General features: G+C 39.9%; 23 protein-coding genes. 6 read left to right on the top strand and 17 right to left on the bottom strand.

What is annotated here, in order from left to right; translation table 11 throughout:
- Positions 1-132 precede the first annotated feature (132 nt).
- From JNO66_RS12955 to JNO66_RS12935, 5 genes are all read right to left on the bottom strand, one after another.
- Positions 133-1,734 carry a putative polysaccharide biosynthesis protein gene (locus JNO66_RS12955; RefSeq protein ID WP_203088756.1) on the bottom strand — a complete coding sequence of 534 codons (1,602 nt, stop codon included), beginning with the start codon at positions 1,732-1,734 and terminating at the stop codon, positions 133-135.
- 418 nt (positions 1,735-2,152) lie between these two features.
- On the bottom strand, positions 2,153-2,653 hold the full coding sequence (locus JNO66_RS12950) for a hypothetical protein (protein WP_203088754.1): 501 nt from the start codon (positions 2,651-2,653) through the stop codon (positions 2,153-2,155).
- Positions 2,654-3,265: 612 nt separating this feature from the next.
- Complete coding sequence (accA, locus tag JNO66_RS12945; RefSeq protein ID WP_203088753.1) at positions 3,266-4,207, bottom strand: acetyl-CoA carboxylase carboxyl transferase subunit alpha; 942 nt, start codon at positions 4,205-4,207, stop codon at positions 3,266-3,268.
- A 27-nt stretch (positions 4,208-4,234) separates the two neighbouring features.
- Positions 4,235-4,684, bottom strand: coding sequence for a MarR family winged helix-turn-helix transcriptional regulator (locus JNO66_RS12940; protein WP_203088752.1), 450 nt, complete (start codon positions 4,682-4,684; stop codon positions 4,235-4,237).
- 152 nt (positions 4,685-4,836) lie between these two features.
- Positions 4,837-5,820: an aldo/keto reductase gene (locus tag JNO66_RS12935; RefSeq protein ID WP_203088751.1), complete on the bottom strand. Its 984-nt coding sequence runs from the start codon at positions 5,818-5,820 to the stop codon at positions 4,837-4,839.
- A gap of 228 nt (positions 5,821-6,048) precedes the next feature.
- Here JNO66_RS12935 and JNO66_RS12930 point away from each other — a divergent pair, with 228 nt between their 5' ends.
- The 4 genes from JNO66_RS12930 to JNO66_RS12915 all read left to right on the top strand — a co-directional run bounded on the left by JNO66_RS12930 (position 6,049) and on the right by JNO66_RS12915 (position 10,396).
- Positions 6,049-7,377 (top strand): ABC transporter substrate-binding protein, encoded by a 1,329-nt coding sequence (locus JNO66_RS12930; RefSeq protein ID WP_203088750.1) that lies wholly within the window; start codon positions 6,049-6,051, stop codon positions 7,375-7,377.
- A gap of 23 nt (positions 7,378-7,400) precedes the next feature.
- A complete protein-coding gene (locus JNO66_RS12925; RefSeq protein ID WP_273753305.1) occupies positions 7,401-8,345 on the top strand; it encodes a carbohydrate ABC transporter permease in 945 nt (314 codons plus the stop codon).
- Between the two features lie 14 nt (positions 8,346-8,359).
- Positions 8,360-9,226: a carbohydrate ABC transporter permease gene (locus JNO66_RS12920; protein ID WP_203088749.1), complete on the top strand. Its 867-nt coding sequence runs from the start codon at positions 8,360-8,362 to the stop codon at positions 9,224-9,226.
- 387 nt (positions 9,227-9,613) lie between these two features.
- A complete protein-coding gene (locus JNO66_RS12915) occupies positions 9,614-10,396 on the top strand; it encodes a formate/nitrite transporter family protein (protein WP_203088748.1) in 783 nt (260 codons plus the stop codon).
- Between the two features lie 43 nt (positions 10,397-10,439).
- On the opposite strand, the gene JNO66_RS12910 is transcribed toward JNO66_RS12915, so the two are convergent.
- The 7 genes from JNO66_RS12910 to JNO66_RS12880 all read right to left on the bottom strand — a co-directional run bounded on the left by JNO66_RS12910 (position 10,440) and on the right by JNO66_RS12880 (position 20,076).
- A complete protein-coding gene (locus JNO66_RS12910) occupies positions 10,440-11,144 on the bottom strand; it encodes a YczE/YyaS/YitT family protein (protein ID WP_203088747.1) in 705 nt (234 codons plus the stop codon).
- Positions 11,145-11,233: 89 nt separating this feature from the next.
- Positions 11,234-12,076, bottom strand: coding sequence for an SAM hydrolase/SAM-dependent halogenase family protein (locus tag JNO66_RS12905; RefSeq protein WP_203088745.1), 843 nt, complete (start codon positions 12,074-12,076; stop codon positions 11,234-11,236).
- A gap of 344 nt (positions 12,077-12,420) precedes the next feature.
- On the bottom strand, positions 12,421-13,701 hold the full coding sequence (locus JNO66_RS12900) for an ABC transporter substrate-binding protein (protein WP_210340871.1): 1,281 nt from the start codon (positions 13,699-13,701) through the stop codon (positions 12,421-12,423).
- A gap of 13 nt (positions 13,702-13,714) precedes the next feature.
- Complete coding sequence (yicI, locus tag JNO66_RS12895; RefSeq protein ID WP_203088743.1) at positions 13,715-16,030, bottom strand: alpha-xylosidase; 2,316 nt, start codon at positions 16,028-16,030, stop codon at positions 13,715-13,717.
- A gap of 60 nt (positions 16,031-16,090) precedes the next feature.
- Positions 16,091-17,092: a LacI family DNA-binding transcriptional regulator gene (locus JNO66_RS12890; protein ID WP_203088741.1), complete on the bottom strand. Its 1,002-nt coding sequence runs from the start codon at positions 17,090-17,092 to the stop codon at positions 16,091-16,093.
- 381 nt (positions 17,093-17,473) lie between these two features.
- Complete coding sequence (locus tag JNO66_RS12885; RefSeq protein ID WP_203088740.1) at positions 17,474-19,303, bottom strand: ABC transporter permease; 1,830 nt, start codon at positions 19,301-19,303, stop codon at positions 17,474-17,476.
- Positions 19,304-19,317: 14 nt separating this feature from the next.
- Positions 19,318-20,076, bottom strand: coding sequence for an ABC transporter ATP-binding protein (locus JNO66_RS12880; RefSeq protein ID WP_203088738.1), 759 nt, complete (start codon positions 20,074-20,076; stop codon positions 19,318-19,320).
- Between the two features lie 373 nt (positions 20,077-20,449).
- Here JNO66_RS12880 and JNO66_RS12875 point away from each other — a divergent pair, with 373 nt between their 5' ends.
- Both JNO66_RS12875 and JNO66_RS12870 read left to right on the top strand, forming a co-directional pair.
- The gene (locus tag JNO66_RS12875; RefSeq protein ID WP_373367176.1) at positions 20,450-21,388 is read left to right on the top strand and encodes an aldo/keto reductase; all 939 of its coding nucleotides are present in this window, start codon (positions 20,450-20,452) and stop codon (positions 21,386-21,388) included.
- Between the two features lie 349 nt (positions 21,389-21,737).
- Positions 21,738-22,052 (top strand): hypothetical protein, encoded by a 315-nt coding sequence (locus JNO66_RS12870; RefSeq protein ID WP_203088736.1) that lies wholly within the window; start codon positions 21,738-21,740, stop codon positions 22,050-22,052.
- Here the strand turns inward: JNO66_RS12870 and JNO66_RS12865 are convergent.
- The 5 genes from JNO66_RS12865 to JNO66_RS12845 form a co-directional block, all read right to left on the bottom strand.
- Positions 22,033-22,611: a TetR/AcrR family transcriptional regulator gene (locus tag JNO66_RS12865; RefSeq protein WP_203088735.1), complete on the bottom strand. Its 579-nt coding sequence runs from the start codon at positions 22,609-22,611 to the stop codon at positions 22,033-22,035. The two genes, JNO66_RS12870 and JNO66_RS12865, sit on opposite strands and share 20 nt — an antisense overlap.
- Positions 22,608-23,318: an MBL fold metallo-hydrolase gene (locus JNO66_RS12860; RefSeq protein WP_203088734.1), complete on the bottom strand. Its 711-nt coding sequence runs from the start codon at positions 23,316-23,318 to the stop codon at positions 22,608-22,610. The genes JNO66_RS12865 and JNO66_RS12860 overlap by 4 nt, the downstream gene beginning before the upstream one ends.
- Positions 23,319-23,411: 93 nt before the next feature.
- The gene (locus JNO66_RS12855) at positions 23,412-24,023 is read right to left on the bottom strand and encodes a TetR/AcrR family transcriptional regulator (protein WP_203088733.1); all 612 of its coding nucleotides are present in this window, start codon (positions 24,021-24,023) and stop codon (positions 23,412-23,414) included.
- Positions 23,983-25,260 carry an MFS transporter gene (locus JNO66_RS12850; RefSeq protein WP_203088732.1) on the bottom strand — a complete coding sequence of 426 codons (1,278 nt, stop codon included), beginning with the start codon at positions 25,258-25,260 and terminating at the stop codon, positions 23,983-23,985. Before JNO66_RS12850 ends, JNO66_RS12855 begins: the two co-directional genes overlap by 41 nt.
- Positions 25,261-25,343: 83 nt before the next feature.
- The gene (locus JNO66_RS12845) at positions 25,344-25,835 is read right to left on the bottom strand and encodes a MepB family protein (RefSeq protein WP_203088730.1); all 492 of its coding nucleotides are present in this window, start codon (positions 25,833-25,835) and stop codon (positions 25,344-25,346) included.
- Positions 25,836-25,847: the final 12 nt, after the last annotated feature.

Here is a 25,847-nt window from a genome sequence, read left to right as displayed (position 1 = left end):
CTGTTCCGTAGGAGTCTCGGGTTCTCCCTCCGCTTGTTCAAATAAAATCACCAATGGCGAATGATTCTGTAATTGAATCATTCGCCATTTTTTAATGATTTTTAGTTATGTCTCAAGCATAATATTCTTTAATCAACCATTTTTTCTAACAATCAATCGAATCAAACCAGTCTGCTTACTCACAACAAGATACACACCGGCTCCAGCTAAAACAGAGACTCCTGTAACAATGAACGAAAGTGGATAATTATCAATTACATCCGTTAAAGCCAAGCGAACAAGAAACTCAGTCGCTACGACAACGACCATCATCAGGACAACCATCAAGCCAATTGGAACAAGTGGTTTTAGAAGCTTTACAACCGGTATGTTAACATTGCGGTAAATGACTGCTGTTAAATAACAAACAGACACAAAATATCCAGCATACGTTGCGATTATTGGACCAAGCTCATAAAAGTGAGGGATCAGCAACGCATTAAGTATAACTTTGACTACAACACCGAGCCCCAAGCCAATGATCGCCTGCTTTTGCTTATTAATTCCTTGTAAAATGGCTGCCGCAACGGAAAATAACGAAAAGAGAATGCCCATTGGTGCATACCAGGCAAGAATACGTCCACCAAGTTCAGGCTGGTTGTTCTCGCCAAAAATGCTAGTGTAGATCGGGTCGCTTAACAATGTCATCCCCACTACTGCAGGTAACAGGACAAACATAAGTAAAATAAACGTTTGTTTAATCTTGTCTGTTACGTCCTTCATGTCTCCCTTACTAAAGGATCCAGTAATATTTGGAATAAGCGAGATACTAAACGCTGTCGCAAGTGAAACTGGAACGAGTACAAGAATTTGAGCAAGGCCAATGATCGCATTTACCTGCTCTGCCTCCATCAAACTATAACCAGCATTTGTTAACAAGTTATTAATGGTAAAGGTATCAATGTTCTGATAGAGAGGAATGGCAAGCCCTACTAATACAAAAGGAATGGCATAGCTTGTTAGCTCCTTAAGCATTGGTAACCATTCAATCGGTTGGTGTTCTCCATGTTTATTTCGAAAGGCCGGGAACAAATCCTTTCTTTTTACAAAAAACCATACAAGCAGCCCTAAGCTTGCCAGACCTCCAACAAACGCTCCCATAGTACTTATTCCAACAGCCTGAGTGGCTGTACCGTTAAAGATGTATAAAACGGCAAAGGAGCCAGCTAGAATAAAGAGGATGCGAACAATTTGCTCCAGTACGGTACTAAACGCAGAGGGACCCATCTGTTGATTCCCTTGAAAAAATCCTCTCATCATACTCATTGGCGGAATAATCAGTAGAGCAATACTGACGAGTCGGATGACGTAGACTACATCTTCATGTGTGTTCCCGCTCACATCTCCTTCTTTTATAACGACTGATGCAAGAGACGGCGCTAAAAAGAACAATGCTAAAAATGTTAGCACACCCATGCCCATCATAAGCTTTAACCCTTTATTGAGTAGATCTCTTCCTGCCTGATAGTCTCCAAGACTATTATATTTGGCCACATACTTAGAAACAGCCATAGGTAAACCGAGTGTTGCCACACTCAGCATTAATGTATAAGGCGCATACGCGTATTTATAGAGTGCATAGCCTGAATCTCCTACAATGAGGACAAACGGCATAATGTAGATAAATCCAAGAATTTTAGATAGAAAGGTTGCTCCCGTTAAATAGAAAGTTCCCTTTAGAAATTGATTCTTCACAAATAATCACCTTTTCATGACATATACACAGCTAGAATAAGAATATCATACTCTTCTGTTAGGTGGTTCTTTTTCTCAAGACAGTCGTCGCAGGTGGGCGATTCAATTAGTTTTTTTAAAATAAAAAAGAGACCGAGACAGAACATTAATACAAACATAGCAAGGTACCCGCTACTGGAGAATCCCTCCCTTTCCACGGGAACGGCCTCAGCCCCTTTCGCGGAAAAGCGCCGCTACAGTGTCTTCACCGCGTTCTGTTCCGTAGGAGTGTCGGGTTCTCCTTCCGCTCGTTTTTTCAAAAAACACGAATGGCGAATGATTCGATCGTAGAATCATTCGCCATTTTCTAGTTGATTTTTAGTTTTGTCCCAGCCTCTTTCTTTATTTTAAAAATTAAAATGTAGAGAACTGTTATATCTTAATGTACCCCTTCTTCTTTCGTATCTTCAATATTTTTCATGTGAATTTTCCATATGCCATCCTCTATTTGAACTGCATCCATTAATAGCATCTCTCCTTGGAGACCATCATACTTTACATAAACAGGTACAGTACAAACTTGTTTATCTCCCTTTGATTCGTCTTCATAGCAATATGGATCATTTAAATCATATAACTTTATTTCAACTGAATCTTCGCTATCTAGATAAAAAGAATCTAGCGTTTTTTTACTAATATGTTCAGGCTCATAGAAATATTCAAGTAAATCCTCCATCTTGTAATCGTCGCTTTTTAACAACTCGTAATAGCTCTGAAATAATAGTAATGTCTCTTGTTCTTTTGTCCCTTCTTTGTATGTTTCAAAGAGACCGGCTTCATCATCAGAAGCTTCACTCACTTGACCGTAAAATAAACTAGTAGCCAAAATACTAACAAAAGCGGTAATAATAACAGAGAAAATTAGTGTTTTCTTATTCATCCTTACATCAAAACCCTTCTTGATCTATAGTTGCTTGTTCTATATTATAGCTATAAATAAAAAAATTCCTCAGAAATACATTTAAAAGAAATGAAGGAATAAAGGAAGAATCTGTATCCGTAAAGATTTCATCAATTTCAACATATTGATAGAGTTAGTTAATCATAATGTTAGGTTTCGTATAATAAAATTGTTTAATATGGTAGGGGGTATATAATGGTTTTTTACCGTGGATTTATTTCGCTTGGTTTGTCCTTCATACTTTTCATTTTTTCTACCGTGCTTACATGGTACGTTGGAAGTAATTTCAATATTGATATCATTGGAACTCATGATTATCCTTTAGAAGATGCGGAGAGATTATCTTTCATCGATCTTATAAAGATTTCATTTAATGACCATTTCTTACCGTATCCATTGTTGATGATTGTTTCATTTGCAGGGATCCTCTGTTCCACAACATACTTAATCATAAAAAGAAAAAACCTTTTAGTTTAGACTGTAGCAAATGGCAAAAGGTGATTTAAACGTTATTACACATTAACATTTTGATTTTTTTATCGAAGTTTAAGCCCTTTAAATATGAATGGACATAAAGTCGAGTTAAAATATTTAAAGTTCACCTATTTGTCTATACCTCTCATACCGCTGTTGTATAAGCTCTTCTGAGGATAGTAGCATCAGGTTTCGTAGAGATGATTCAATTGCAGAATGAATCATCTTTGCTTGTGATGTTATATCATTTTGCGCTCCATTTTTCATTTCAGGAATGATCTCATTAATAATTCCTAACTGTTTCAAATCTACTGCTGAAATTTTCATATGTTCAGCAGCTTTTGAAGCATACTTAGCGTCCTTCCATAGGATCGATGCTGCTCCTTCTGGCGAAATCACCGAGTACCATGAATTCTCTAACATATGGATATGATTACCGACACTAATGCCAAGAGCTCCACCACTTGATGCTTCTCCAATTACAATGCAAATAATTGGGACTTTAAGTGTAATCATTTCAAATAGATTTCGAGCTATCGCTTCAGAAATTCCACGTTCTTCAGACCCTTCCCCTGGATAGGCGCCTATAGTATCAATAAAAGTAATAATAGGACGATTAAATTTATCCGCTTGTTTCATAAGTCTTAACGCTTTTCGATAACCTTCAGGGTGCGCCATTCCAAAATTTCTTTCTATACTTTCCTTTGTATTTCTACCTCTTTGTTGACCAATAACGGTAACAGGAATCCCTTCAAATTTTGCAATACCACCTATAAGGGCTTTGTCATCACCATACAATCGATCACCATGAAGTTCCAGAAAGTTAGTAAACAATAAAGATATATAGTCCAATGTTGTGGGTCGGTTACGTAGCCTTGCAATTTGAACTCGTTCAAAAGGGGTAATATTAGAATAAATTTTATCTTGCATTTTATTTAGGCGGCTTTCTAATACATGAATTTCTGAAGATAAATCTACATTATTTTCTTTCATGAATTTCTTTAATTCATCAATCTTCTCTTTTAATTCAATGATAGGACGTTCAAAATCCAAACTCATTTATTCCTCCAAATGGTACGATTTAATTCACTTATCAAAAGGCTTAGGAATAGAATCATTAAATAATTCAAAACCATCCATAACTATTTTTTGCTCTGATTCTGATAAATGATCGAGAATGCTTTGATAGAAAGTAACGGACTGCTCTCTTAAGCGGTGAACAGTTTTTTGACCTTCTTCTGTAAGGTGAAGAATAATCTCTCTTCTATTTTTTTCATTTATTTCGCGATAAATAAAACCCTTTTCCACTAATTTGGTTACCAATCTACTTACAGTTGAATTCTCTAATCTAAGTTTATTGGATAATTGCCAAGCGGTTAATGCTCCCACCTCTAATTCCTCTAACGCCATCATCTGAGAAACTGGTAATGGTTTCTCGAAATGTCCATCTGGCAAGTTTTGGGATTCGAAAACCCCAGTTAATATAATCATTTTCTTAATATCAGCTCTTAGTTTTAAGGCATCTTCTCTATTCAAAAAAGGTCCTCCTCCAATAATAGATGTATATTACATCAATTGTATTATACATGAATAAGTTTTTTTTACAAGTTTAAGTTAAGCCAACACACTAAAAGCAGCAACGGATTTATGCCGTTGCTGCTTTTTTCGATGACCGAACCCACTACATGTTAATATGGGCCTCTAATATGTTTTTCTACCTTCGTTTGATAAAAAGTAAGTAGCTTCTGCTGCTCCTCCACTGTAAACGGAGGAACATGAACCGCTTCTAAATTCTTTTGAACCTGCTCCGCTGTTTTAAAGCCAGGGATGACAGTAGTTACTGCATCTTGGTCCAATATCCACCGTAAAGCCGCACTTGATACATGCTTTCTTCCTTGTTCAATCCATAAAAGATCCTGAACAAGATCGACCCCTTTTTCAAAGCTTATTCCTCCAAAGGTCTCTCCCACATTAAACGATTCACCATTCCTATTAAAATGACGGTGATCATCTTTTTCAAACATGTGCTCATTCGTAAATTTTCCGGTTAACAATCCACTAGCCAACGGAACTCGTGCAATGATCCCTACCCCTTTTTCGCTTGCTCTTGGAAACAACTCCTCAAGTGGTTTCTGTCTAAACAGATTAAAGATAACCTGTAGCGCACGTACATTTGAGTGTTCTAGGCAAAGGAGACCTTCCTCTACAGTCTCAACGCTCACTCCATAGTGACGGATTTTCCCCTCTGCTTGTAACTGATCTAATACCTGAAATACTTTACCGTCCTTAAGAATGTCGAGCGGCGGACAGTGGATCTGATATAAGTCCAACCGTTCCCTTCCTAATCGCTTCAAACTATTTTCACAATATGCTCGTACTTGATCAATCGAGTAGGTGTCTGGTGAATGGATATCACCACCTCTACAAAACTTAGTCGCAATATAGATCTCATCTTCTCTTCCTTTAGTTGCTTTCGCTAATAACTCCTCACTGTGTCCATTCCCGTAAACATCAGCCGTATCAAAGAAATTTACACCATTCTCCATTGCAATCTCTAGCGCCTTAAGCGACTCTCGATCGTTTATCTGTCCCCACGATCCGCCAATGGCCCATGTCCCAAAGCTTAATTCACTAATCTTTAAGTCAGTATTACCTAATTGTCTGTACTTCATATTCTTCAACTCCCTTTGAGTTAGAATGCAACCATACTAATAGTGTACTTCTTTTACATGTAGAATGCTGAGATTTTGTTAGCGTTTACATTAGTTTTTTTCTATTAGTTTCTTACAATATCACTTGTAAGAAAACTGGAATGATCTTTTTTTCAGCAGGTATTTATCCATTTACCAAGAATATTAATTATGTAAGCGTTTACAACAACCTTGATTGGAGGATTTACGATGAAGAAGTTTAAGAAAAGGATATTACTTGCTTCTACTTTAACCGTTTGCTCCCTCTTTGTTGCTTGTTCAAGTGAAGAAACGACTCAGACCGGGGACACACAAATCACGTGGCTTGTACGAAGTGATCCAAATTTACTCGAATGGGAACGTTTAGTGATTGATGAATTTGAGAAAGAGAATCCAGGTATTCGCGTTCGTCTTCAGATCATCCCACAAGGAGAAATTGATCAAAAGCTACAAACGATGATCGCTGGGGGGAATGTTCCTGATGTATGGTCGCCAAACTGGGCTGACTCCGGATTCGGATCGTACTACGCGCTAGGCGCCTTAAAGGATCTGACCCCTTATCTGGAACAGGATCCTCACGTAACAGATGGAATTGATGAAACCTTGCTCGATATTTATAAAAACGAGGAAGGTACATTTGGCTTGCCTGCATTATCAATGGGCTCCGCTCTTTATTATAACAAAGATCTCTTTGACGAAGCTGGATTAGAGTATCCACCTACTGATTGGGAGGATAAGAGCTGGGATTGGGACACTATGATTGAAACCGCTCAAGCTATTACAAACAATGATTTGCCACCTACTCAACGAATTTATGGCTTATTAAACGAAAATACTCCTAATAAAGATTCTTGGTATTTTGGCGGAGATTTTTTCTCTGATGAAGCCTATGAAACAGGGCAAATGGAGGAACCTCAAGTCACGATGAATCCTCGTAACAGAGAAGCAATTCAAAAACGCTTTGAGCTTATTAATGAGCATGAAGTGATGCCTCCACAAAGTGAAATTGCTGCGCTATCCCAATTAAGTGATCCTTTTTTAAGTGGGCGTGTAGGCATGGTTTTAAAGGGTGGATGGGGAACAAAGCAATATGCGGGCACTGATATGAATTGGGGGATTGCCGCTTATCCGTATTCCAATGACGAAAGAGAAATTCCTATTTACGTCGATCCATGGTCTATAAGTGAGCAGAGTCAAAACCCTGATGAAGCATGGGAATTCCTTAAATTTCTGATGGATCCTGATAAAGCAGCTAAATGGCTCGTTGAAATGACGTTGGAAAGTCCTGCCCACAGCGGATTAAAGGAATTGTGGTTTGAGCTAATCTCTGAACGCACAGGCATCTCTGTAGCTGATTTACAAAAGGCAGATGAAAGTATTGAGCGTTATGGCAGGCCAACGGATAATCATCTAATTAGTAATTTTGCTCCGATCATGAAACACCAGAACATGACCATCAACGCTGTCTACGATCGGCGTAAGAGCGTAGACGACGGGCTTGTGGAGCTTCAAGAGAATCTAAGATCTCTTAACTACTAATACAAATCAAGGAGGTTATTCATGTGGCTGTCAATTTAAAAAAAGAAACGATTTATAAACAAAAACTGTTTCCTAAATCATCACTCAGTTCTCGACGAGAAGAACGCTACTTTTGGCTATTTATTTCACCATGGGTTATAGGATTTACTTTATTTATTGGAGGACCGATGCTTGCGTCCTTATATTTTAGCTTTACTGATTATTCCATCCTCGGTGCTATCAATTTTATTGGCATACAAAATTTTATCAACCTTTTCCAAGACCCCATATTTTTCCGATCGCTTTTCGTTACCTTTGGTTATGCTGCATTAGCGGTTCCGTTTACGATGATTCTTGGGCTCTCCTTAGCTTTACTCCTGAATGCTAAAATTAAAGGTCAAGCCTTCTTTAGAACCTTTTTCTACGCCCCTTCCATCATCTCCGGTGTTTCCGTTGCCTTTCTATGGATGTGGCTCTTAAACCCTCAATTCGGAATTGTTAACTCTTTCTTATATAACGCCTTTGGCATCACGGGCCCAGGGTGGTTTACAGATCCATTAACCGTTATTCCTTCCTTCGCCTTAATGCAACTTACCGCTGTTGGAGGGACAATGATTATTTTCCTTGCCAGCTTACAACAGCTTCCTAGTGAGTTATATGAATCAGCGGCAATAGATGGTGCAAGCATATGGGCACGCTTTCGTAAAATTACGGTTCCCCTCATCTCACCTGTCATTCTTTTTAATGGCATTATTGCCCTAATTAGCTCCTTTCAAATATTCACTCAAGCCTATGTGATAACAGATGGTGGTCCAGATTGGATGTCCTACTTCTATGTTTATTATTTATTTGAAACAGCCTTTTTCCAAAATCGAATAGGCTACGCCTCTGCACAGGCTTGGGTTCTATTTATTATTATCTTTCTTCTAACCTTTCTGTCGCTCTACGTATCTAGAAAATCTGTCCATTATGAATATGACAAAAAATAAGGAGGGTACAAGTCATGAAGCTTTCATTTAAAAAAACGAGCTACGCACCAGGTGAATTATCCAGTGGCGGTAAACTAATCACCTATTTAATATTGGGATTCGGCTTGACCATCTTTTTGTTTCCTGTTCTGTGGATGGTGTTCACTTCATTAAAATCACTTGAACAGGTTGTCTCACAGCCTCTTACTCTCTTACCAACTAATTGGAATTGGTCCAATTATCGCGAGGTTTTTGAAAATCACCCTTTTGGAACCTACTTGTGGAACACCACGTGGTATACAATCGTAACGGTGGTAGGCACTGTCTTCTTTTCCGCTGTGATTGCCTTTGGATTTGCTAGATTCCGCGCTAGAGGAAGAACAGTTCTCTTTGCGATTATACTTAGCACGATGATGCTTCCACCTCAGGTCATCATGATTCCTCAATACCTATTATTTAACAAGGTGGGTTGGATTGATTCCTACCTACCATTAACCGTTCCGGTCCTTGCCGGAAGTGCCTTTCTCATCTTTCTACTGCGCCAATTCTACCTTGGATTACCAAAGGAACTGGACGAAGCCGTGATGATTGATGGTGGTGGCTATTTCACAATCTTCTTTAAAGTCATACTGCCACTCTCTACACCAGCAATGGCTACAGCGGCCATTATGGAGTTTATGTTCCGGTGGAATGATTTAATCGGTCCACTAATCTATCTGAACACTCAGGAGCTCTATCCACTTTCTCTTGGACTAGCAAACTTTACTGCAGCCTATGCAGCGACTCCTTGGCAGCTACTAATGGCTGCATCTGTGATGGCAGTAGTACCACCACTTGTGTTGTTTTTCTTTGCACAAAAATACTTTATCCAAGGTATCGTTATATCCGGAGCAAAAGGCTAACTTTCTTTCTACACTAAAAAACTGCCTACACAGTCTCTCTCGCTGAAATCAATTCAACACTTTTCTACCTGAGCTGTAATGAAACGATATACAATAGATGCTTCGATAAATTCTATATCTCCCAAACTTAACATGCCTCTAAGTAAAAATTCCTTAGAGGCATTTCAACTGCTATCTAAACTTAACTCGTTTCCTTCAAGTAACGAGCTTCTTAAAAAAACTTCTCGATCATGGGAATCATTCGATTCACTCTATACCCTGTAAACTTTATCCAATTTTACCCTATTCTCTTTTTTTAGTTAACTAAGCTTTCAATCTAATAAAAAACGGGTATAATCATATAGCGGTTTTGATCGCAAATAGTTGAGTAGCGGAGTGGTAGTTTAAATGGAACAAGCTTCATTAGAACAAGTTGAACAAATGGCGATTAACAAAGGAAAAGCATACTCAGACAATCGTATGAGATATTTAATGCGTTCGATTCTAGCAACGATGTTTCTAGGACTCGGAGTCATTGTGTCTTTCCGGACAGGTGGATATTTCTACGAGGATGGGTCATCTCTTGCTTATATTGCTGGAGCACTTACATTTGGAGTGGGCATCCTTTTAATTAAGTATGGAAATGCAGATTTATTTACAGGCAATACATTCTATTTTCCATACGCATCTTTAAAAGGAAAAATGACTTGGTCAACAACATTGAAGCTGCTATCTATGACATATATCGGTAACTTAATTGGAGCCATTCTCTTTGCCTATTTCTTGTTGGCAACCGGAATATTCAAAGATCCTAGTGCTAATGGATTTTTAATGAGCGTGGCTCAGCACAAAACAGAATCATCAATAAGCGAGCTTTTCTTTCGCGGCATTCTTTGTAACTGGTTAGTTTGTCTAGCTTTCTTTATTCCATTAACATTGAAAAATGAAATGGCTAAAATCTTCATCATGATTCTTTTGGTTTTCAGTTTCTTTGTTTCTGGTTACGAGCACAGTATTGCAAATATGGGGACATTTGCGATTGCTTACTTACACGGTGCGCCTGATCTGACACTTGGCGGTATCGTTCACAATTTGATCCCCGTAACGATCGGTAACTTTGTGGGCGGAGCTGTGTGTATGGGCTTATTGTTACACTATTTGAACCCAACTAAAAAAGAGAAAACGGCATAATAGCAAAAAAGACGAATGTTTTTGAGAACATTCGTCTTTTTTGTTATAAATCATTTACCTTTAATGCAGGTTCCGTGACAGGTACAAGGCTCTCTTCTTTTTCATCAAGCCTTGCCATCTGTTTGCGCCAGAATCCTATCGATGCCTGCATGACAGGGCCAATTAAAAAGACCGATAGAAATGTCCCTGCTGCAACTGGTCCTCCGAGTAACCAACCTAGTAAAAGCGCCGTTCCTTCAAGGAGCGTACGTACTAGTCGAATGGATAAGCCCGTTTTCTTTGCAAGAACCAGAGTCATACCGTCTCTCGGTCCTGCACCAAGACCTGTTGCTACATACATTCCAGCACCAAAACCTAAAATACAAATGCCTCCAAATAAGAATAATACGCTTTCCCACCAGAGCATATGACTTGGATAGATTGGTAACCGGAGCATGCCATCTAAGAATAATCCAATTAATATAATATTAATAAAGCTACCAACTTGCGGTTTTTTTCGGTCAATTAGACATGCGATCCCAATCATAAGTAATCCTACAATTTGAACCCATAATCCAATGGACCAACCTGATTTGAGGGATAGTCCAATATGTAGCACATCCCACGTTGCTGAACCGTAGGCAGACTTAATCATAAATGCGCCTCCAGTTGCCAATACAAGGAGTCCAATTAAAAAAACAACCCACTTAATCATGAGAGTTGTAAGTCCTTTTTTGAATGAGTCTCTCTCTCCTACCTTTTGTTTCATTCTTACCCTTCTCTCTATTTGAAGCAATTACTTCGGTCTACTAAATAATTATAAAGAAGAAGGGCGCCTAACTCAAGATGCAAATAAAGTTAATCACTCAACCTCAAAGTGATCATCCAATCTGAGCCCGTATCGACCTTATATACTTCAGCAAACGATCGCTGATTTGTCCCAATAGCTACATAATCAAGAGAGTTTACATAGAGAACATCCTGACTAAGTGTTGCATCTGCAAAGGACCGTCCAAAACAAACCGTCTGTTGGTATATAACAGTGTTTCCGTGTTTAATCATCACTTCTACTAAATCACCGTACACGATCCCAGTTTGTTTAAATAAGCCTCTTGAAATATTTGTCCAAACGTTCCCAAAACGTATGTCTAAAATATCAATTCTTCCGATGACGCTATCTTTACTGAGTGTCGCTTCATCCACCTGTAGTTGAACAAGATTATTTGGGTTAATAGGCCTACCTAACCCTTCAAAAGAGATCAGACCGCTAGCTACTCTTGCCCCAGTAAAAGCATAAACATCTCGCCCATGAAACGTATAGGATTCACTTGAATATGGCAGACGATTTTTTGTTTCATCCAGCTCCCTTACTTCCGTCACCCCAACCACTTTGAGAAGGTGTGTGAGCGTTCCGTTGTCAGGCGTAATGACAAATTGTCCTGTTGTTAATTTAGCAATGACACTTTTGCGCTTAGAGCCGACTCCCGGATCTACAACCGAGACAAACACTGTGCCAATTGGCCAATAAGGAACCGTTTGAAGCAAACGGTAGGATGCCTCCCATATATGGAAGGGCGGTATCTCATGCGTAAGATTTGATATGGTTAAGTCTGGATTGACTGATAACGCCACACCATACATCGCGCTAACCGCCCCATCACCTAATCCAAAGTCAGATTGAAGCACCAGCAATCGATTCATAAGGACCCCCTGCTCTCAAGTTGCACCTAGTATATGAAACAAGACGCGAGTTATTCTGAATCGTTAGAATAGATAAGCTATCTAGAAGAGGCTGGGACATAACTCAAAATGAACATAAAAATGGCGAATGATTCCACAAGCGAATCATTCGCCATTCGTATTTTTGCATAACGAGCGGAAGTAGAACCCGACACTCCTACGGAACAGAACGCGGTGAAGACACTGTAGCGGCTCTTTTTCGCGAAAGGGGCTGAGGCCGTTCCCGTGGAAAGGGAGGGATTCTCCTGTAGCGGGTACCCTGCTATGTTCGTGTTTTAATATTTGTATTAATGTTATGTCTCGACTTAGTCTTCTGTCATTTCCCTTGCTTTTTCACCGAGCTGCGTAATGGCTTCATCAGCGGTAAGATCACCGATAAACATTAGCTCATAAATGTCCTCAAGTTCATTAGACAGGCCAGGTGTTTCAAATTCAAAAACAATCGGCTGACCAATTTCAATTGCATCTAATAAGTATTGTGCATGCTCTGGTTCTGGTTGATCCGTTATGACATGTTCAAGTCCTTCAATGGATGGAACTGAATTCCCGTTGTCTTCTAACCTAATTTCTTGGCCTTCTCTCGACACATAATAGCTAATAAATTTCATTGCTTCTTCTGGGTAATCTGTATCACTATTCACGGCCAAGTATGCTGATGTGACAAGTGTCGGCTCCATCTGTTCACCCGTATTCGTCGGCCAAGGGATGTAATCAAAGTTCTTATTGGATTCAAGAAATAGTGGAGTCAACCATCTACCGGCCCCCACCATAGCCACTTGATTAGACATAAACATGGCGTCACGACCCTGCCCCTGTGGTAGGCTTCCTGAGAACACAAAGTTTCCGTCCTGAACCATTTCATTTACATATTCTATCGCTTCAATCGTTTTCGGATCACGATCAATCACTACCTCTCCATCCTTTTCAACACTGCCTCCGTTATTATAGATCCATGTATTTATGCCAAACGGTCCTCCGTCCTGTACATACCCTTCTTTTCCAGCTTCCTTAAACGTTGTTGTGATGTCTGTTAGCGTATCCCACGTCCAATCTCCTTCATCATAGTACTCTTGAGGTGATTTAACACCGACTTCTTCAAACACGTCTTTGTTGTAATACATCACAAATGGATTCGCATCAGGTACCAACGCATAGGTTACGCCATCTTTTTGGGTCGGACCCCAAATATCATCAGGGAAATCCTCTTTTCCTACATAGCTATCTGGCCCTTCTAAAAACTCGTCAAGTGGAAGAGCCGCTCCTCCTTGTACAAAGGTAGACATTGAAAAATCCTGAACATAGAAAATATCCGGTCCTTCACTTCCCTGAAGTCTAGTTGTAAGAGTTTGAGTGTAATTGTCTGTAGAAAGTCCTGTTAATTTCACTTGTATCTCATCCCCATGCAATTCATGGAAGGCATCAACAGCTCGTTGGTATACCTTTAATTGAGCTGGATCCGCAAAGGTTAGAAAATCCAGCGTTACAACATCTCCGTCGCCAGGTGAAGTCGTCTCTGAGCAGCCTGCAATGATACCTCCTGCCAAAACAATCGCTAGTGTCCCAATATATTTCCTTTTTATATTCAATGTAGACCTCCTCTTATAATTCAATTACTACTTCATTCACGTCTTTTTCAATTGTTAACAGGATCCCATCCACTGTTTGCTCCTGTTCGCCACTTGAGTGAGTACTGATAGAGTGAACGTTACGGAGCACAACCGAGTAGGCAGTTGTTAATCCGCTTGTCTGTATAGTGATTGTTGAGCCCGTTTTTGTTGCGGTAACGACCCCAGCTTCTTCCCCTGACTCACGTACGAGCATCGTCTTTGCTTCCTCACCTTCTTTTAATGAGAAGAGGTGCAGAGCGACATTCTGTGTAAAGTCGTAGCTCGCCGTTGAATCCGTCTGACCAAATACCAAAATGGAGTTTTCTCGAACCATTAGTGGCAAGGATGTATAGTCGTGTGTTTCTGTGACCCATCGTTCTCCGCTCACTTTAGTGTTGGTTATGAGGTTAGTCCATTCACCCTTAGGTAAGTAGTAACGCACATTCCCCTGGTCGCTAAAAATTGGTGCCACAAGGAGCTCGCTTCCGAGAGCATATTGGCGATCAAGATAATGACACGTTTCATCTTCTGGAAATTCAAGAACCATCGGTCTAAGCATTGGCACACCTGTTTTTGTTGCTTCTACTGCTTTTGAATACAAATAAGGCATGAGGCGACACTTTAGCTTTGTAAATTGTTTCGTTACCTCTACGGCCTCTTCGTCATAGAGCCAAGGCACTTTGTAATCTCCACTACCGTGGTAACGGCTGTGTGAGGATAGGAGACCGAATTGAGTCCAACGTTTGTAAAGGTCTGGTGTTGAACCTGTCTCAAATCCACCGATATCGTGACTCCAATAAGCAAAGCCTGCAAGACTAAGTGAGAGACCACCACGCAACGTTTCAGCCATAGATGGGTAGTTAGAAAAACTATCGCCTCCCCAATGAACTGGCATTGTTTGCCCACCAACGGTTGCAGAACGAGCAAAGACCACAGCTTGTGACGTTCCTAATCGATTCTCTAATAATTTGAACACGCTTTCATTATAGAGCTGTGTATAATAGTTATGCATCTTCTTAGGGCATGATCCGTCTGCATAGACAACATCAACAGGGATACGCTCTCCAAAGTCTGTCTTAAAGCTATCCACTCCCATGTCGATCAGTTTATCTAGGTAATCGGTATACCACTTAGTAGCTGCTGGATTTGTGAAATCTACTAATCCCATACCTGCTTGCCACTTATCCCATTGCCACACACGTCCATCTTCTCTTTTTAAAAGAAAACCAAGATCTGCTGCCTCTTTAAAAAGTGGAGACTTTTGAGCGATGTACGGGTTGATCCATACACAAATCTTTAATCCCTTTTCTTTTAAACGTTTTAACATATTGACCGGATCTGGAAAAACGCGCTCATCCCACTCAAAGTTGCACCATTCGAGTTCCTTCATCCATAGACAGTCAAAGTGAAAGACATCAAGTGGAATGTCCCGTTCAATCATCTCGTCAACAAATGAATGCACAGTCTTTTCATCATAGTTTGTCAGAAAAGATGTACTAAGCCATAAGCCAAATGACCATGATGGAACGAGTGGTGGTTTTCCCGTTAGCTCTGTGTAATTGTGCAGAACCTCTTTTAACCCTTCACCTGCAATGATGTAATAATCAAGGCATTCCCCTTCTACACTGAACTGGGATTTGGATACTTTTTCAGACGCTACTTCAAAGGATACGTTCTCTGGATGATTGACAAATACGCCATAACCCTTGTTACTTACATAAAAAGGGATGTTCTTGTAGGTTTGCTCACTTCCCGTTCCCCCGTCCTCATTCCAGATATCTACCACTTGGCCGTTTTTCACGAACGGAGTAAATCGTTCGCCAAGCCCATAGATCAATTCCCCAATATCAAGTGATAGCTGTTCACGCATATAAGGGTCGCCTTTGTCATTATGGATATAACTTAACGACCTGGATTCACTCGACGTGAGTAGCTTTTGATTAAATTTGAAATCGATTTTCCATGGATCTCGCCTTACATGCGCATGCAGACGTCCAGATGAGAAGGAGATCTCCTCTTTCTTTTCCTCTATGCTCACATTAGGCATCTGATCTGCTAGAGAAAAGGATGGCTCTTCTGTAACGGATCCTATGTGATGATAAGCCTTTACACGAATAACATTTTCGAGTGGTGAAGACAATTCAATCGTTAAAACCCCTCCATCAAGGGTCTGTCCAATGTGCTGAATCTTTTGAAATGGTGCATACATTGTCAGCTGCCCGTGCTCCTGTTTCCAATCATAAATCTCAGCTGGACTTTTTATTACATGCCCTTCCTTATCCATCCAACAACCATTACTAAACTTCATATACATCTCCCTTTACAAAATGATGATCGTACCTCATTTATGTGAAAAGAAAAGCTAAGCCTATAAATAATACTTAGCATTTTCCTTCATCACTACTTCTAACTTTATGATCTGTTGCTCTTTTATATCCTCTTCAAATGCAAGATAGCCAAATAATTGAGTCAGCACCAAGTATCCTTGATTAAAAGGCTCTTGAGTGATTGTAGCTGTGATGACTCCCGCATTCAGATAGTGATAGATCTCATCGTTAAGATCGTGACAAATGATAACGGTATCTGGTTTCTGCGAATGCAGCGCCTCTGCCACTTCAAAGATATCTGAGGTTGAAACGTACACGCCATCAATCGAATCCTTTTCATGATGACTTAGGAATTCCTCTACAGAAAATGGTCCAACCCTACTAACGTTAGGATACGTTTCGACTTCCGCAAGAAAGCCTTGATTCTTTGTTCTTGTCTGGAAATCATCATTTTTACCGACGACTGCCACACGACCTTTTTTGCCAACAAACTTGCATGTTAACTCAGCTGCGAGCTTGCCTGCTTGCTCATAATCCACACCAACATAAAACAATCGACTACTCGATTGAATATCCTGATTAAACGTACAGATCGTTATTCCTTTAGCAGTTGCTTCTCTTATCACATCATCAAGCGGTTCTTCACCCGCAGCTATGGCAATCGCATGATACTGTTCCTGATCGATAATGTTACGTATTAGCGTTTGTGCAGAGATTTCAGCTTCGTGCATTCGGAAAAAAGTAAACTCAGCTCCATAATCAGTTAGCTCTTGAATAGCTTTATTCAATCCCACCTCTACTTGATCCCAAAAGTATTGTCCAAAGGATGGATAGATAATAGCAATCTTGTAATTCATTTTTCTTGATAGAACAGAAGCCAATTTGTTTGGCTTGTATCCTAATTCGTCCACCATATCCATGATACGTTGATAGGTTTCCTTTTTAACATTTCCTCGATTATTCAGAGCGCGGTCTACAGTGGCTATAGATAAACCTAGTTTTTCTGCTATGGTTTTGGCTGTGGTTTTTGTAACCGCTATCATTTTCTCTCTCCTCTTTTTTCTTTCTTTTCGTTATCGTACATGAAGGCATGAAAATCAGCAAGATAAAATTATTTAAATAATGAGAAAAGTACATAGAGAAAAACCTTGAGACAAAACTAAAAACCAATGAGAAAATGGCGAATGATTAAATTGTAGAATTCATTCGCCATTTGTATGTTCTGCATTTTCTAGTAAGATAAGCGGAAGGAGAACCCGACACTCCTACGGAATAGTACGTGGTGAAGACACTGTAGCGGCGCCCTTTCCGCGGAAGGGGCTGAGGCCGTACCCGTGGAAAGGGAGGGATTCTCCTGTAGCGGATTTGTTGCTGTGTTCGTGTTTTCATGAGTGATTTACTGTTATGTCCCCTCCTCACCGTATTCAATTTTTTATTTTTGGAAGGACGATCCCTTTGTACAAGTTGACTGTGATCAGATAATAGACCGTGTAAATGCCAAGAAAGAGAGTAATCGGAATCCAAATTTTATAGTAAGGCTCTACCAAGATAAAAGAGAATAGATTCATGCCAACTAAGACGTGAGTAATTCCAAAGATACCAGGGAACAAGAAGATAAAGAATAGCTCCTTGTAGATAGAACCAGATAAGACACTTGGTCTTACACCGATCTTACGTAGCATTTCATAACGACCAATATCCTTTGTTGCACCTGATAATACTTTAAACATGAGACAGCTTGCCATCATCGTCAAAAAGGCAATGCCTAAAAAGAAGCCCATAAAGACGGTTCCACTTGAAAAGCCGTTTAACATTTCGTAGTTCGCATATTTACTATAATACATAACTGATTCAAAACGCTCTTGCTGGCTTTCATATATTTGCTGCCACTGAGGTAAATAATCAGTAAACGATTCTGTTTTCCCGATAAACACTGTCTTCTCAGGTTCATCTATGCTTAAAAAGTCTTCAGTTGATACAATAACAGCACCAGAATCAGGCCAGTTCGGTTCACTGATACTGTAAATAAATTGGCTCCATTCTGGATCCATGTATTGTTGATCATCCGTAAGATCCCGAGTGTCCTCAGGAATGTCAGCTTCTAAACGTTTTGGTTCGGGTCTTAATTCTCTTTCCATTTGATACTCATAAATAAGCGGACGTTGGGTATCAAGGTCATCGTCTAGAAAATATATATACTCGTCATCGATCTTATAGCGATATTCATTTGTCTCCGTAAAATCAACTGACTCCAAGACGCTCTTTTCATCATCATTCGGATCAAAAATGGTTACATCATAGACATCTGTATATTCCGTTAAGATACTAATATTGTTCTGAAAGGCCATTCCAGCTGAGATGGCACCAGCTCCGAGTGCAATTAGCATGGTTACAGTTGCGAGCATTTTTTTTAGTCCATTCATGCGGAATCGCAGCTGGGAAAACGTAAAGGCTTGAATACCCTTTTCATTTAAGCTCTTCTTATTTTTCAGGAGATTAACAATCGTTGGAATCAGAGATGAAAAGATGAGGTACGTTCCAAGCGTCGTTGCAAGTGGAGCGAGTATTAGCCCTAACTCCCTAAGAGTCTCCATATTGATTAAGGCATAATAACCAATCGCAAGTGAGATAACCCCAAGAACTGCTGAAACAATTTTTCCTTTCCTCATCACAGGTACACGATCCGTTTGCGCATCAGCATGTACCAACTCCAGAACCTGAAGTCGGGCTAACCGAATCGAATTAATGATGCCGTTTATCAAAAATAAGATGACAAAGAATACAAGGGTAATCGCTATTGCTGGCAAGAAAAACGCAGCATAGGTAGTACTTTCAAAATTTAATTGGCTCATTAACAATCGGCCAACAATTTCTGCAAGCAATACCCCAATCCCAATTCCAATGGCAAGCGATACAATTCCAATGACAAATGTCTCTAAAAACATGATTTTCTGAATTTGCTTTTTCTTTGCCCCAAGTAGCATATACATTCCAAATTCCTTCTGACGTAATGACAAAAGAAAAGAGTTGGTATAAAGGATATAGAAAAATGTAACGACTGCAAGAAGGACAGAGCCGACGTTGAATACCAATTGAATACTATTGATCATTGAGTTTTCGGACGTGAAGTCTTTGTTCCAAGCTAGTGTTTGAAACATATAGAAGATTGAAATGGACATGACGAGTCCAGCTAACAAGACAATATAATCTTTTAGCTTACTCTTAATTCCAGATAGTGCGAGTTTTGATAACATGCTTATCCTCCTTTCTACGCCTGTGTGCCTAAAGCAGCTAATTCGTCGAGTATTTGTCTGAAAAATTCTTCACGTGTCCCTGTTCGAGTAATTTCCTTATAAAGCTCTCCATCTTGGATAAAGATGATTCGTTTGCAATAGCTTGCCGCGTTTGCATCGTGAGTGACCATCATAATCGTAATGTTGTGATCTTCATGCAAATGGGTCATGGTCTCAAGCAAACTCTGCGCATTCTTTGAATCAAGAGCTCCCGTTGGTTCATCCCCAAGCAGCATGCTAGGGTTGTGAACAAGGGCACGTGCCGCTGCTGATCGTTGCTTTTGCCCCCCTGATAGTTGAGCCGGATACTTTTGTAAGATGGCTTCAATATCCAACGTTTTTGCAACCGCATGTACCTTTGGTGAGATCTCTTTAGTTGATACGTTTTGAAGCGAAAGCGGTAAAGCAATGTTTTCATAAACCGTCATACTCTCAAGTAAATTAAAGTCCTGAAAAATAAATCCTAGCTTTTGCGCTCTAAAATCAGCAAGCTGATTTTGATTCATTGTTGTAATATCCGTACCGTCAATTTGGATGGTCCCGTTTGATATGCCATCAAGAGTCGAAATCACATTCAGTAATGTTGTTTTACCAGACCCTGATGGCCCCATGATTCCTACAAATTCTCCTTTGTCTATCTCCATACTGACATTGTTTAAAGCCTTATATTGATTCTCCCCTTTTTTGCCGTATACTTTCTCCACGTTTGATACACGTACAACTGAATTTGTCATTATGCCGTCCTCCTGTGTTTGTTTGTACCCAAAGGGTATCACGTGGTATTGGACCATTCGTATCGATTTAACTAACATGTAGCTTACAATCGTGTAAGCTTCAGCCAAAAATATGAAATAAAAAAAGGCTGTACCATGCTTCAAGGTACAGCCTTCGAACGAGAAACTACTTATTCTTATTTGTTGGCAGCTTACTTGTCAAAATGATCGTCATAATCATAACCATCCAGAAAAAGATGGGTACACTTACATTAAATAACTGAAACACTCACTTCACTCCATTTTTTAAGTAGGGTGCCCACAAGCCTTAAGCATATTCTTCGTGCCATATGGTAAGCTTTGCTATCATAGACGTGAACCTATAAATGAAAGGATGTTGACATTGTCTAAAAAAGTAGAACTTGGTACATCTGGTTTATTTGTAAATCCTATTGGTCTTGGAACAAACGCAGTTGGTGGCCATAACTTGTTTAACAATCTAGATGAAGAAACAGGGAAAGAGCTTGTTCGGACAGGTCTGTCAGAAGGAATAAACTTTCTAGATACAGCTTTCATTTATGGTCCTGAGCATTCCGAGCGCCTTGTTGGTGAAGTTGTGAAGGAGGTAGGCAATCGCGAGGATCTTGTTATTGCGACCAAAGCGGCACATCGCTTTGAAGGAAGCGATGTAAAAATAGACAACTCCCCTGCCTTTTTAAAGCAATCCGTAGATGATGCACTCCGTCGCTTACAAACAGATTACATCGATCTATTCTATATCCACTTTCCTGATGAGCACACACCTAAGGACGAAGCAGTTGGCGCGCTAAAGGAATTAAAGGATGCCGGGAAGATCCGTTCAATCGGTGTATCAAACTTCTCTATTGAACAACTGAAAGAAGCAAACAAAGATGGACATGTTGACGTCTTACAAGGTGAGTACAACTTGTTTACACGTGATGCTGAACGTGATGTGCTTCCTTACATTGTTGAAAACAAGCTTTCATTTATCCCATACTTCCCTCTTGCAGCTGGATTACTTGGTGGAAAGTACACAAAGGATACGACATTTGATGATATCAGAGCGAACCACCCTTTATTTAAAGGAGACGCATTTGAACATAATTTAGAAAAAGTTGAAGCCTTAAAAGAAATTGCATCAAGCAAAGGCGTAGAAACCGCCCACCTCACACTTGCATGGTATCTCCAAAAGGACGGGATCGACGCACTCATTCCAGGAGCCAAGCGCCCTGACCAAGTATCAAACAACCTAAAAACACTTGATGTTTCGCTTACACCTGAAGAGTGGAAGGCGATTGATGAGATTTTTTAAATAAGAGGGAAAGAGGCTGAGACAAAACATTAAAGTAGCGAGTAAAACATGAATATAGCAAAAAATCCGCTGCAGGAGAAACCCTCGCTTTCCGCGGACACGGCTTCAGCCTCATCCGTGGAAAACCACCACTGCTGAGTCTTCAGACACGTGTTTTTCCGCAGGAGTCTCGGGTTCTCCTTCCGCTCGTTATGTAATAAACACGAACGGCGAATGGTTGTCTCATTGAATCATCGCCGTTTTCTATTTAGTTTTTAGTTATGTCTCAAGCTCTTTTTTAAAGACGTTGAGTACGAATGAAATAATAAATGACTATACGAACTGCTCCACCATAAAAGGAGGCGTCACCATGCCGGATGGTTTTTTTGTTTGTTTATTCCTATTCCTCGTTTTAATGATTGCAGCTTACGGTTTAGGCATTAAGAGAAATCTATCCTTTGTTACTTTTTTCAGCTTAGGATTTTCAAGGAATTTGATTAAGTCGAACCATGACCAGATTGCAAAAGGGTTAGGGATCTACTCTCTAATCATGGCGTTTACGTTTTTGAGCATGCCTTTTCTCATTTCATTTCTAGGAGAAAATATAGTATTCCTGTATGTCGCATTCATTCTAATGACAACTGTGGTTACTCTCCTACACACAACTAAATTAAATCGTCAGTAGTAACCGTTAACCCCTTCAAAAATGTACGAATCATCACTTCAAGCGTTTGATCTAAGTCGTACGGCAAACCAAATCCTTGCTCCTGCTCAAGTGTAACAAAGCCGTGTAACATGCTGCGTAGCATTCGAATGACGTGAATCGCATGTTCATTCTCTAAGTTAAAGGCTTCTAGTACTCGCAGAATCACAAGTACAATTTGTTCTTGCGCCTGTTTAAGCTCAACGTTTTCCTCCTCTGCAGCACGAGAGGTCGCTTCATATAGTCCAGGGTGCTCCTTGGCAAATGTAACGTACGCATAGCTAAATTGCTTAACGGCATCCTCTTTACTCACTTCTAATATACTCTCTTCTAGCTTTTCCAGAAGCTTTTGACATCCATAAACGGCAAGTAAATCATGTAGCTCATCAAGGCCACGAACATGATTATATAAGGAAGGTGGCTTTATCTTTAATTTTTCAGCCAATGCTCCAATTGATAGCTGCTTAAGTCCTTGATCATCAGCAATGGTAGATGCTGTGTGTATGATGTCTGATATGGTTAATCCTCTTCTTGGTGTCATCCATTATGCCTTCTTTCTGCTTCCTTTATGGCCAGGTTCATTTGTTCTTCAGGAGATGTAATCATCTGTCCATGTCCAACAGCAAGTAGCGTTGGGTTCAACTCATGAATTTTCATGGCGCTTTCGAGAGCTTTTCCTTTACTCCACGTTGCGAATGCAGGAGCTGGAAAACGCCATTTCATTACACCTGATACAGCCATGCCCCCTCTTACTTGGAACGCATCTCCTACAATGACTGCATTTGTTCGAGTATCAAGAAGACTGATAGAACCTGGTGTATGCCCTGGAGTTTCAACAACAGTTAAGGAACCAATCTGGTCGCCTTCTACCAGTAACCGATCTGGAATAGTTTGAATCGATGTTGGTACACCGCCTCGAATGGGCGTATTCTCTTCACCTTGTAAAAGTCCCTTATCTCCTTTTAATAAACGAGCATCCCTTTTTGAAATACTAACCGTTACATTTGGAAGCAGTTCTTTTAGTTTATCTAAAGACCCAATATGATCGCTGTGCGCATGCGTTAAGATCACCTGTTGTATCGGTTTACCAATCTTCTCTGCGGTCTGCAAAATCTTCTTATAGCTTGATGGTAAAGCCGCATCGATCAATGTTAGATACTCTTCTTCCTCGATAAGATAACAATTAACTGGAAACAGTGTGGGCAAAAAAGCAAGCTGATAGATATGATTGATCTTCGTTATCTTCATCTTCATCATCCTTTTCAAATAAACTAATCGTATTAGTTTTATATTAACTAATACGATTAGTTTATGCAACTCTTTTTGATTTTGAGACGATGTTTATTGCATGCCTAACGCATTTCTTAAATAGATTTTTAAGCCTTCTATTAATCCGCTAATATCGGTTTCCACTTCTTCTCCTAGGTTACGGTGAAGAATTAAACCGTCTGTTAAAATAATGAGGTACGAAGCAATCACATCAGGTGTTTGGATTGGTTTAAACTCTCCTTCTGCCGTTCCCCTTTCAATAACGTCAATATAAAAACCTTTTACGTTATGTAGACGCTTTTTCAAATAGTGCGTTCGCTCCTTCGTTGCCTCTCTGAAACCTGCAACAAAATATTCGTAAACAACTAAGCCAATTGGATCCATTGGGACGATATTATGCGCTTCCACAACCGCTTCAAGTACGCCCCAGCTTGTTTCATATTTCTCATAGAGTCTGTCTTTTTGCCCTGTAAATGCTTCCTCTCCTTGATCCATCAAGGCTCTCATCATCTCCTCAGTACTTGAGAAATATTGATAAACCCCACCTCGACTCATACCTGACTCTTCCACTACATCATGCATTGTTGTCTTTTCAAATCCCTTTCGGATAAAAACGGTTTTAGCCGCTGCGATAATCTCATTTCTACGCTTTTCCTTGTGCGCTTGCGATACTTTCGGAGACATGGATGTGCCTTCTTTCTACCACGTATTTAACAGGGATTGTGACAAGCCCGAGAATAATAAGCAAGCTCCCTGATAAAATAAATGCTACCACAACTCCAAACCCTTCCGATAGTAGTCCACCTGTTACTATTCCAAGTAACATGCCAAATGTGGTTAAACTGTTGATAAATCCAAACACACGTCCAGTCTTATCCACAGGTGTTTGTTTTTGAGCAAGAATGTTTGTGGTAATGGAAACTGCTCCAATGGAAAAGCCCATATTAAAAAATAATGCGGGATACACGATGGTGAGGACAGATACGGGAAGAACGCTAAGTAATGCAACAGAAACTAGAACACATCCCATAATTAACGTAGCTGTAAATAAAATTGTTAGAGTTGAGCGAATTTGTCTTTTTGCGTAGTATGCACTTGATAAAAACGTACCAGCTCCAGCACACGCAATGCCATAGCCCATGATCTTCGTTGGATCTGTGAAAAGTTCGCGCAGGAGAATAATGATCTGAGTGTCTGCAATTTGAAGAGCTAACACCATAAAGCTTAGTAGCAACACGCTGATTAAAACGACTGGGATAGAGCGAAGAAATTGAAATCCTTCTCGTAGGTCAGCATGCAACGTAGTCACCCAGCTTCGCTTTGTTGATTGTACTTTTTGAGGAGTTTTTAAGGATGTAGGTACTTTTAATAGGAGTAACGTAGACACAGCAACAACTACTGCGTTTGTAATAAAGGAACCTTTGATGCCAATAACAGCAACCAACAATCCACTGAGAAAAGGCCCGATAATTTTTGACGCATTATCAATCATTCCGCTGATGCCCATAGCCGCTTGAATATGTTCCATCCCAACGATTTCTTTAACTTTTCCACTTTTAGCAGACCCAAAAAGCGTTTCAAAAAATCCACGAACAAATAACAGGGCATATACCTGCCAAAGAGCTGTGGAAAACGCAATTCCAAGTACTAGAACAATACAGACAACGTTCGAGATGATCATAATATGCTTGCGTTCGAACCGATCAGCTAACACTCCTGTAATTGATGCTAAAAGTACCATGGGGGCTACAAGCATCAGCATCGCTCCAGACATTTCAAGTGGCGACGCATTCCACTTCAATGCAACAAGTCCCATTAAGGCAAGCATATCTAACCAGCTTCCGAGCGACGACAACGTTTGGGCAGCAATGATATACACATATCCCTTGTTTTGAAACAACTTTTTAGACTCTACCGCCATTCATATCCCTCCAGAAATTAAAATGACAACCTTGTCGTTATTATAATCGACAAGGTTGTCATTTTACAAGATTTTCTTTTGGATTATTTTTGAAAATATAAATCCTCTAACTCTCTTATCGAATGATTTCCTGATAAATCTATAAAATAGTTGCATTGCCATACCTGAGTTTTCTTAGCAGTCGCATTTAAATCTGTCACCCAACCTGGATACACTCGAAAGGCCATTTTTCCTTTTTGATCCTTGGTTTTTGTAATACCTCGTTTGATTAATTCATCTTTTGGAAAGACGAATTGTCCTTTTTTGTGCAGAGTATAATCAATGACTGAGATGATGGTCTTGTCGGAGGTTTGATCTACTGTATAGGCTTGATTTACACCTTGGCTGTCTTTTATCCAAAGTGCTACAAAGTATCCTTTCTTTTTCGGAGTGGTTTTTGCAAGACGGCTACGACAAGTAATTCTATCAATGCTTATAGAAAAGCCCTCATAGTCTTTGTTACTTTCTTCCCTTACAATATTCCCTACATGATGATTATCTTGAAATGTGGTTCGAATGAGGGACTCTGATAGCATGTACGACAACTC

Source organism: Alkalicoccobacillus gibsonii, from assembly GCF_016798245.1.
Taxonomy (GTDB): Bacteria; Bacillota; Bacilli; order Bacillales; family Bacillaceae_D; genus Alkalicoccobacillus; species Alkalicoccobacillus gibsonii.
This window is presented reverse-complemented; position numbering and strand designations above follow the sequence as displayed.

Bases quoted from the DNA above. Each gene is read 5' to 3' on its own strand.
- JNO66_RS12950 (WP_203088754.1), bottom strand. From the start codon at position 2,653: ATGAATAAGAAAACACTAATTTTCTCTGTTATTATTACCGCTTTTGTT.
- JNO66_RS12845 (WP_203088730.1), bottom strand. From the start codon at position 25,835: ATGCTATCAGAGTCCCTCATTCGAACCACATTTCAAGATAATCATCAT.
- JNO66_RS12905 (WP_203088745.1), bottom strand. From the start codon at position 12,076: ATGAATCGATTGCTGGTGCTTCAATCTGACTTTGGATTAGGTGATGGG.
- JNO66_RS12920 (WP_203088749.1), top strand. From the start codon at position 8,360: ATGAAGCTTTCATTTAAAAAAACGAGCTACGCACCAGGTGAATTATCC.
- JNO66_RS12915 (WP_203088748.1), top strand. From the start codon at position 9,614: ATGGAACAAGCTTCATTAGAACAAGTTGAACAAATGGCGATTAACAAA.
- JNO66_RS12930 (WP_203088750.1), top strand. From the start codon at position 6,049: ATGAAGAAGTTTAAGAAAAGGATATTACTTGCTTCTACTTTAACCGTT.
- JNO66_RS12855 (WP_203088733.1), bottom strand. From the start codon at position 24,023: ATGTCTCCGAAAGTATCGCAAGCGCACAAGGAAAAGCGTAGAAATGAG.
- JNO66_RS12860 (WP_203088734.1), bottom strand. From the start codon at position 23,318: ATGAAGATAACGAAGATCAATCATATCTATCAGCTTGCTTTTTTGCCC.
- JNO66_RS12865 (WP_203088735.1), bottom strand. From the start codon at position 22,611: ATGACACCAAGAAGAGGATTAACCATATCAGACATCATACACACAGCA.
- accA (WP_203088753.1), bottom strand. From the start codon at position 4,207: ATGAGTTTGGATTTTGAACGTCCTATCATTGAATTAAAAGAGAAGATT.
- JNO66_RS12850 (WP_203088732.1), bottom strand. From the start codon at position 25,260: ATGGCGGTAGAGTCTAAAAAGTTGTTTCAAAACAAGGGATATGTGTAT.
- JNO66_RS12910 (WP_203088747.1), bottom strand. From the start codon at position 11,144: ATGAAACAAAAGGTAGGAGAGAGAGACTCATTCAAAAAAGGACTTACA.
- JNO66_RS12935 (WP_203088751.1), bottom strand. From the start codon at position 5,820: ATGAAGTACAGACAATTAGGTAATACTGACTTAAAGATTAGTGAATTA.
- JNO66_RS12875 (WP_373367176.1), top strand. From the start codon at position 20,450: ATGTTGACATTGTCTAAAAAAGTAGAACTTGGTACATCTGGTTTATTT.
- JNO66_RS12870 (WP_203088736.1), top strand. From the start codon at position 21,738: ATGCCGGATGGTTTTTTTGTTTGTTTATTCCTATTCCTCGTTTTAATG.
- JNO66_RS12880 (WP_203088738.1), bottom strand. From the start codon at position 20,076: ATGACAAATTCAGTTGTACGTGTATCAAACGTGGAGAAAGTATACGGC.
- yicI (WP_203088743.1), bottom strand. From the start codon at position 16,030: ATGAAGTTTAGTAATGGTTGTTGGATGGATAAGGAAGGGCATGTAATA.
- JNO66_RS12885 (WP_203088740.1), bottom strand. From the start codon at position 19,303: ATGTTATCAAAACTCGCACTATCTGGAATTAAGAGTAAGCTAAAAGAT.
- JNO66_RS12890 (WP_203088741.1), bottom strand. From the start codon at position 17,092: ATGATAGCGGTTACAAAAACCACAGCCAAAACCATAGCAGAAAAACTA.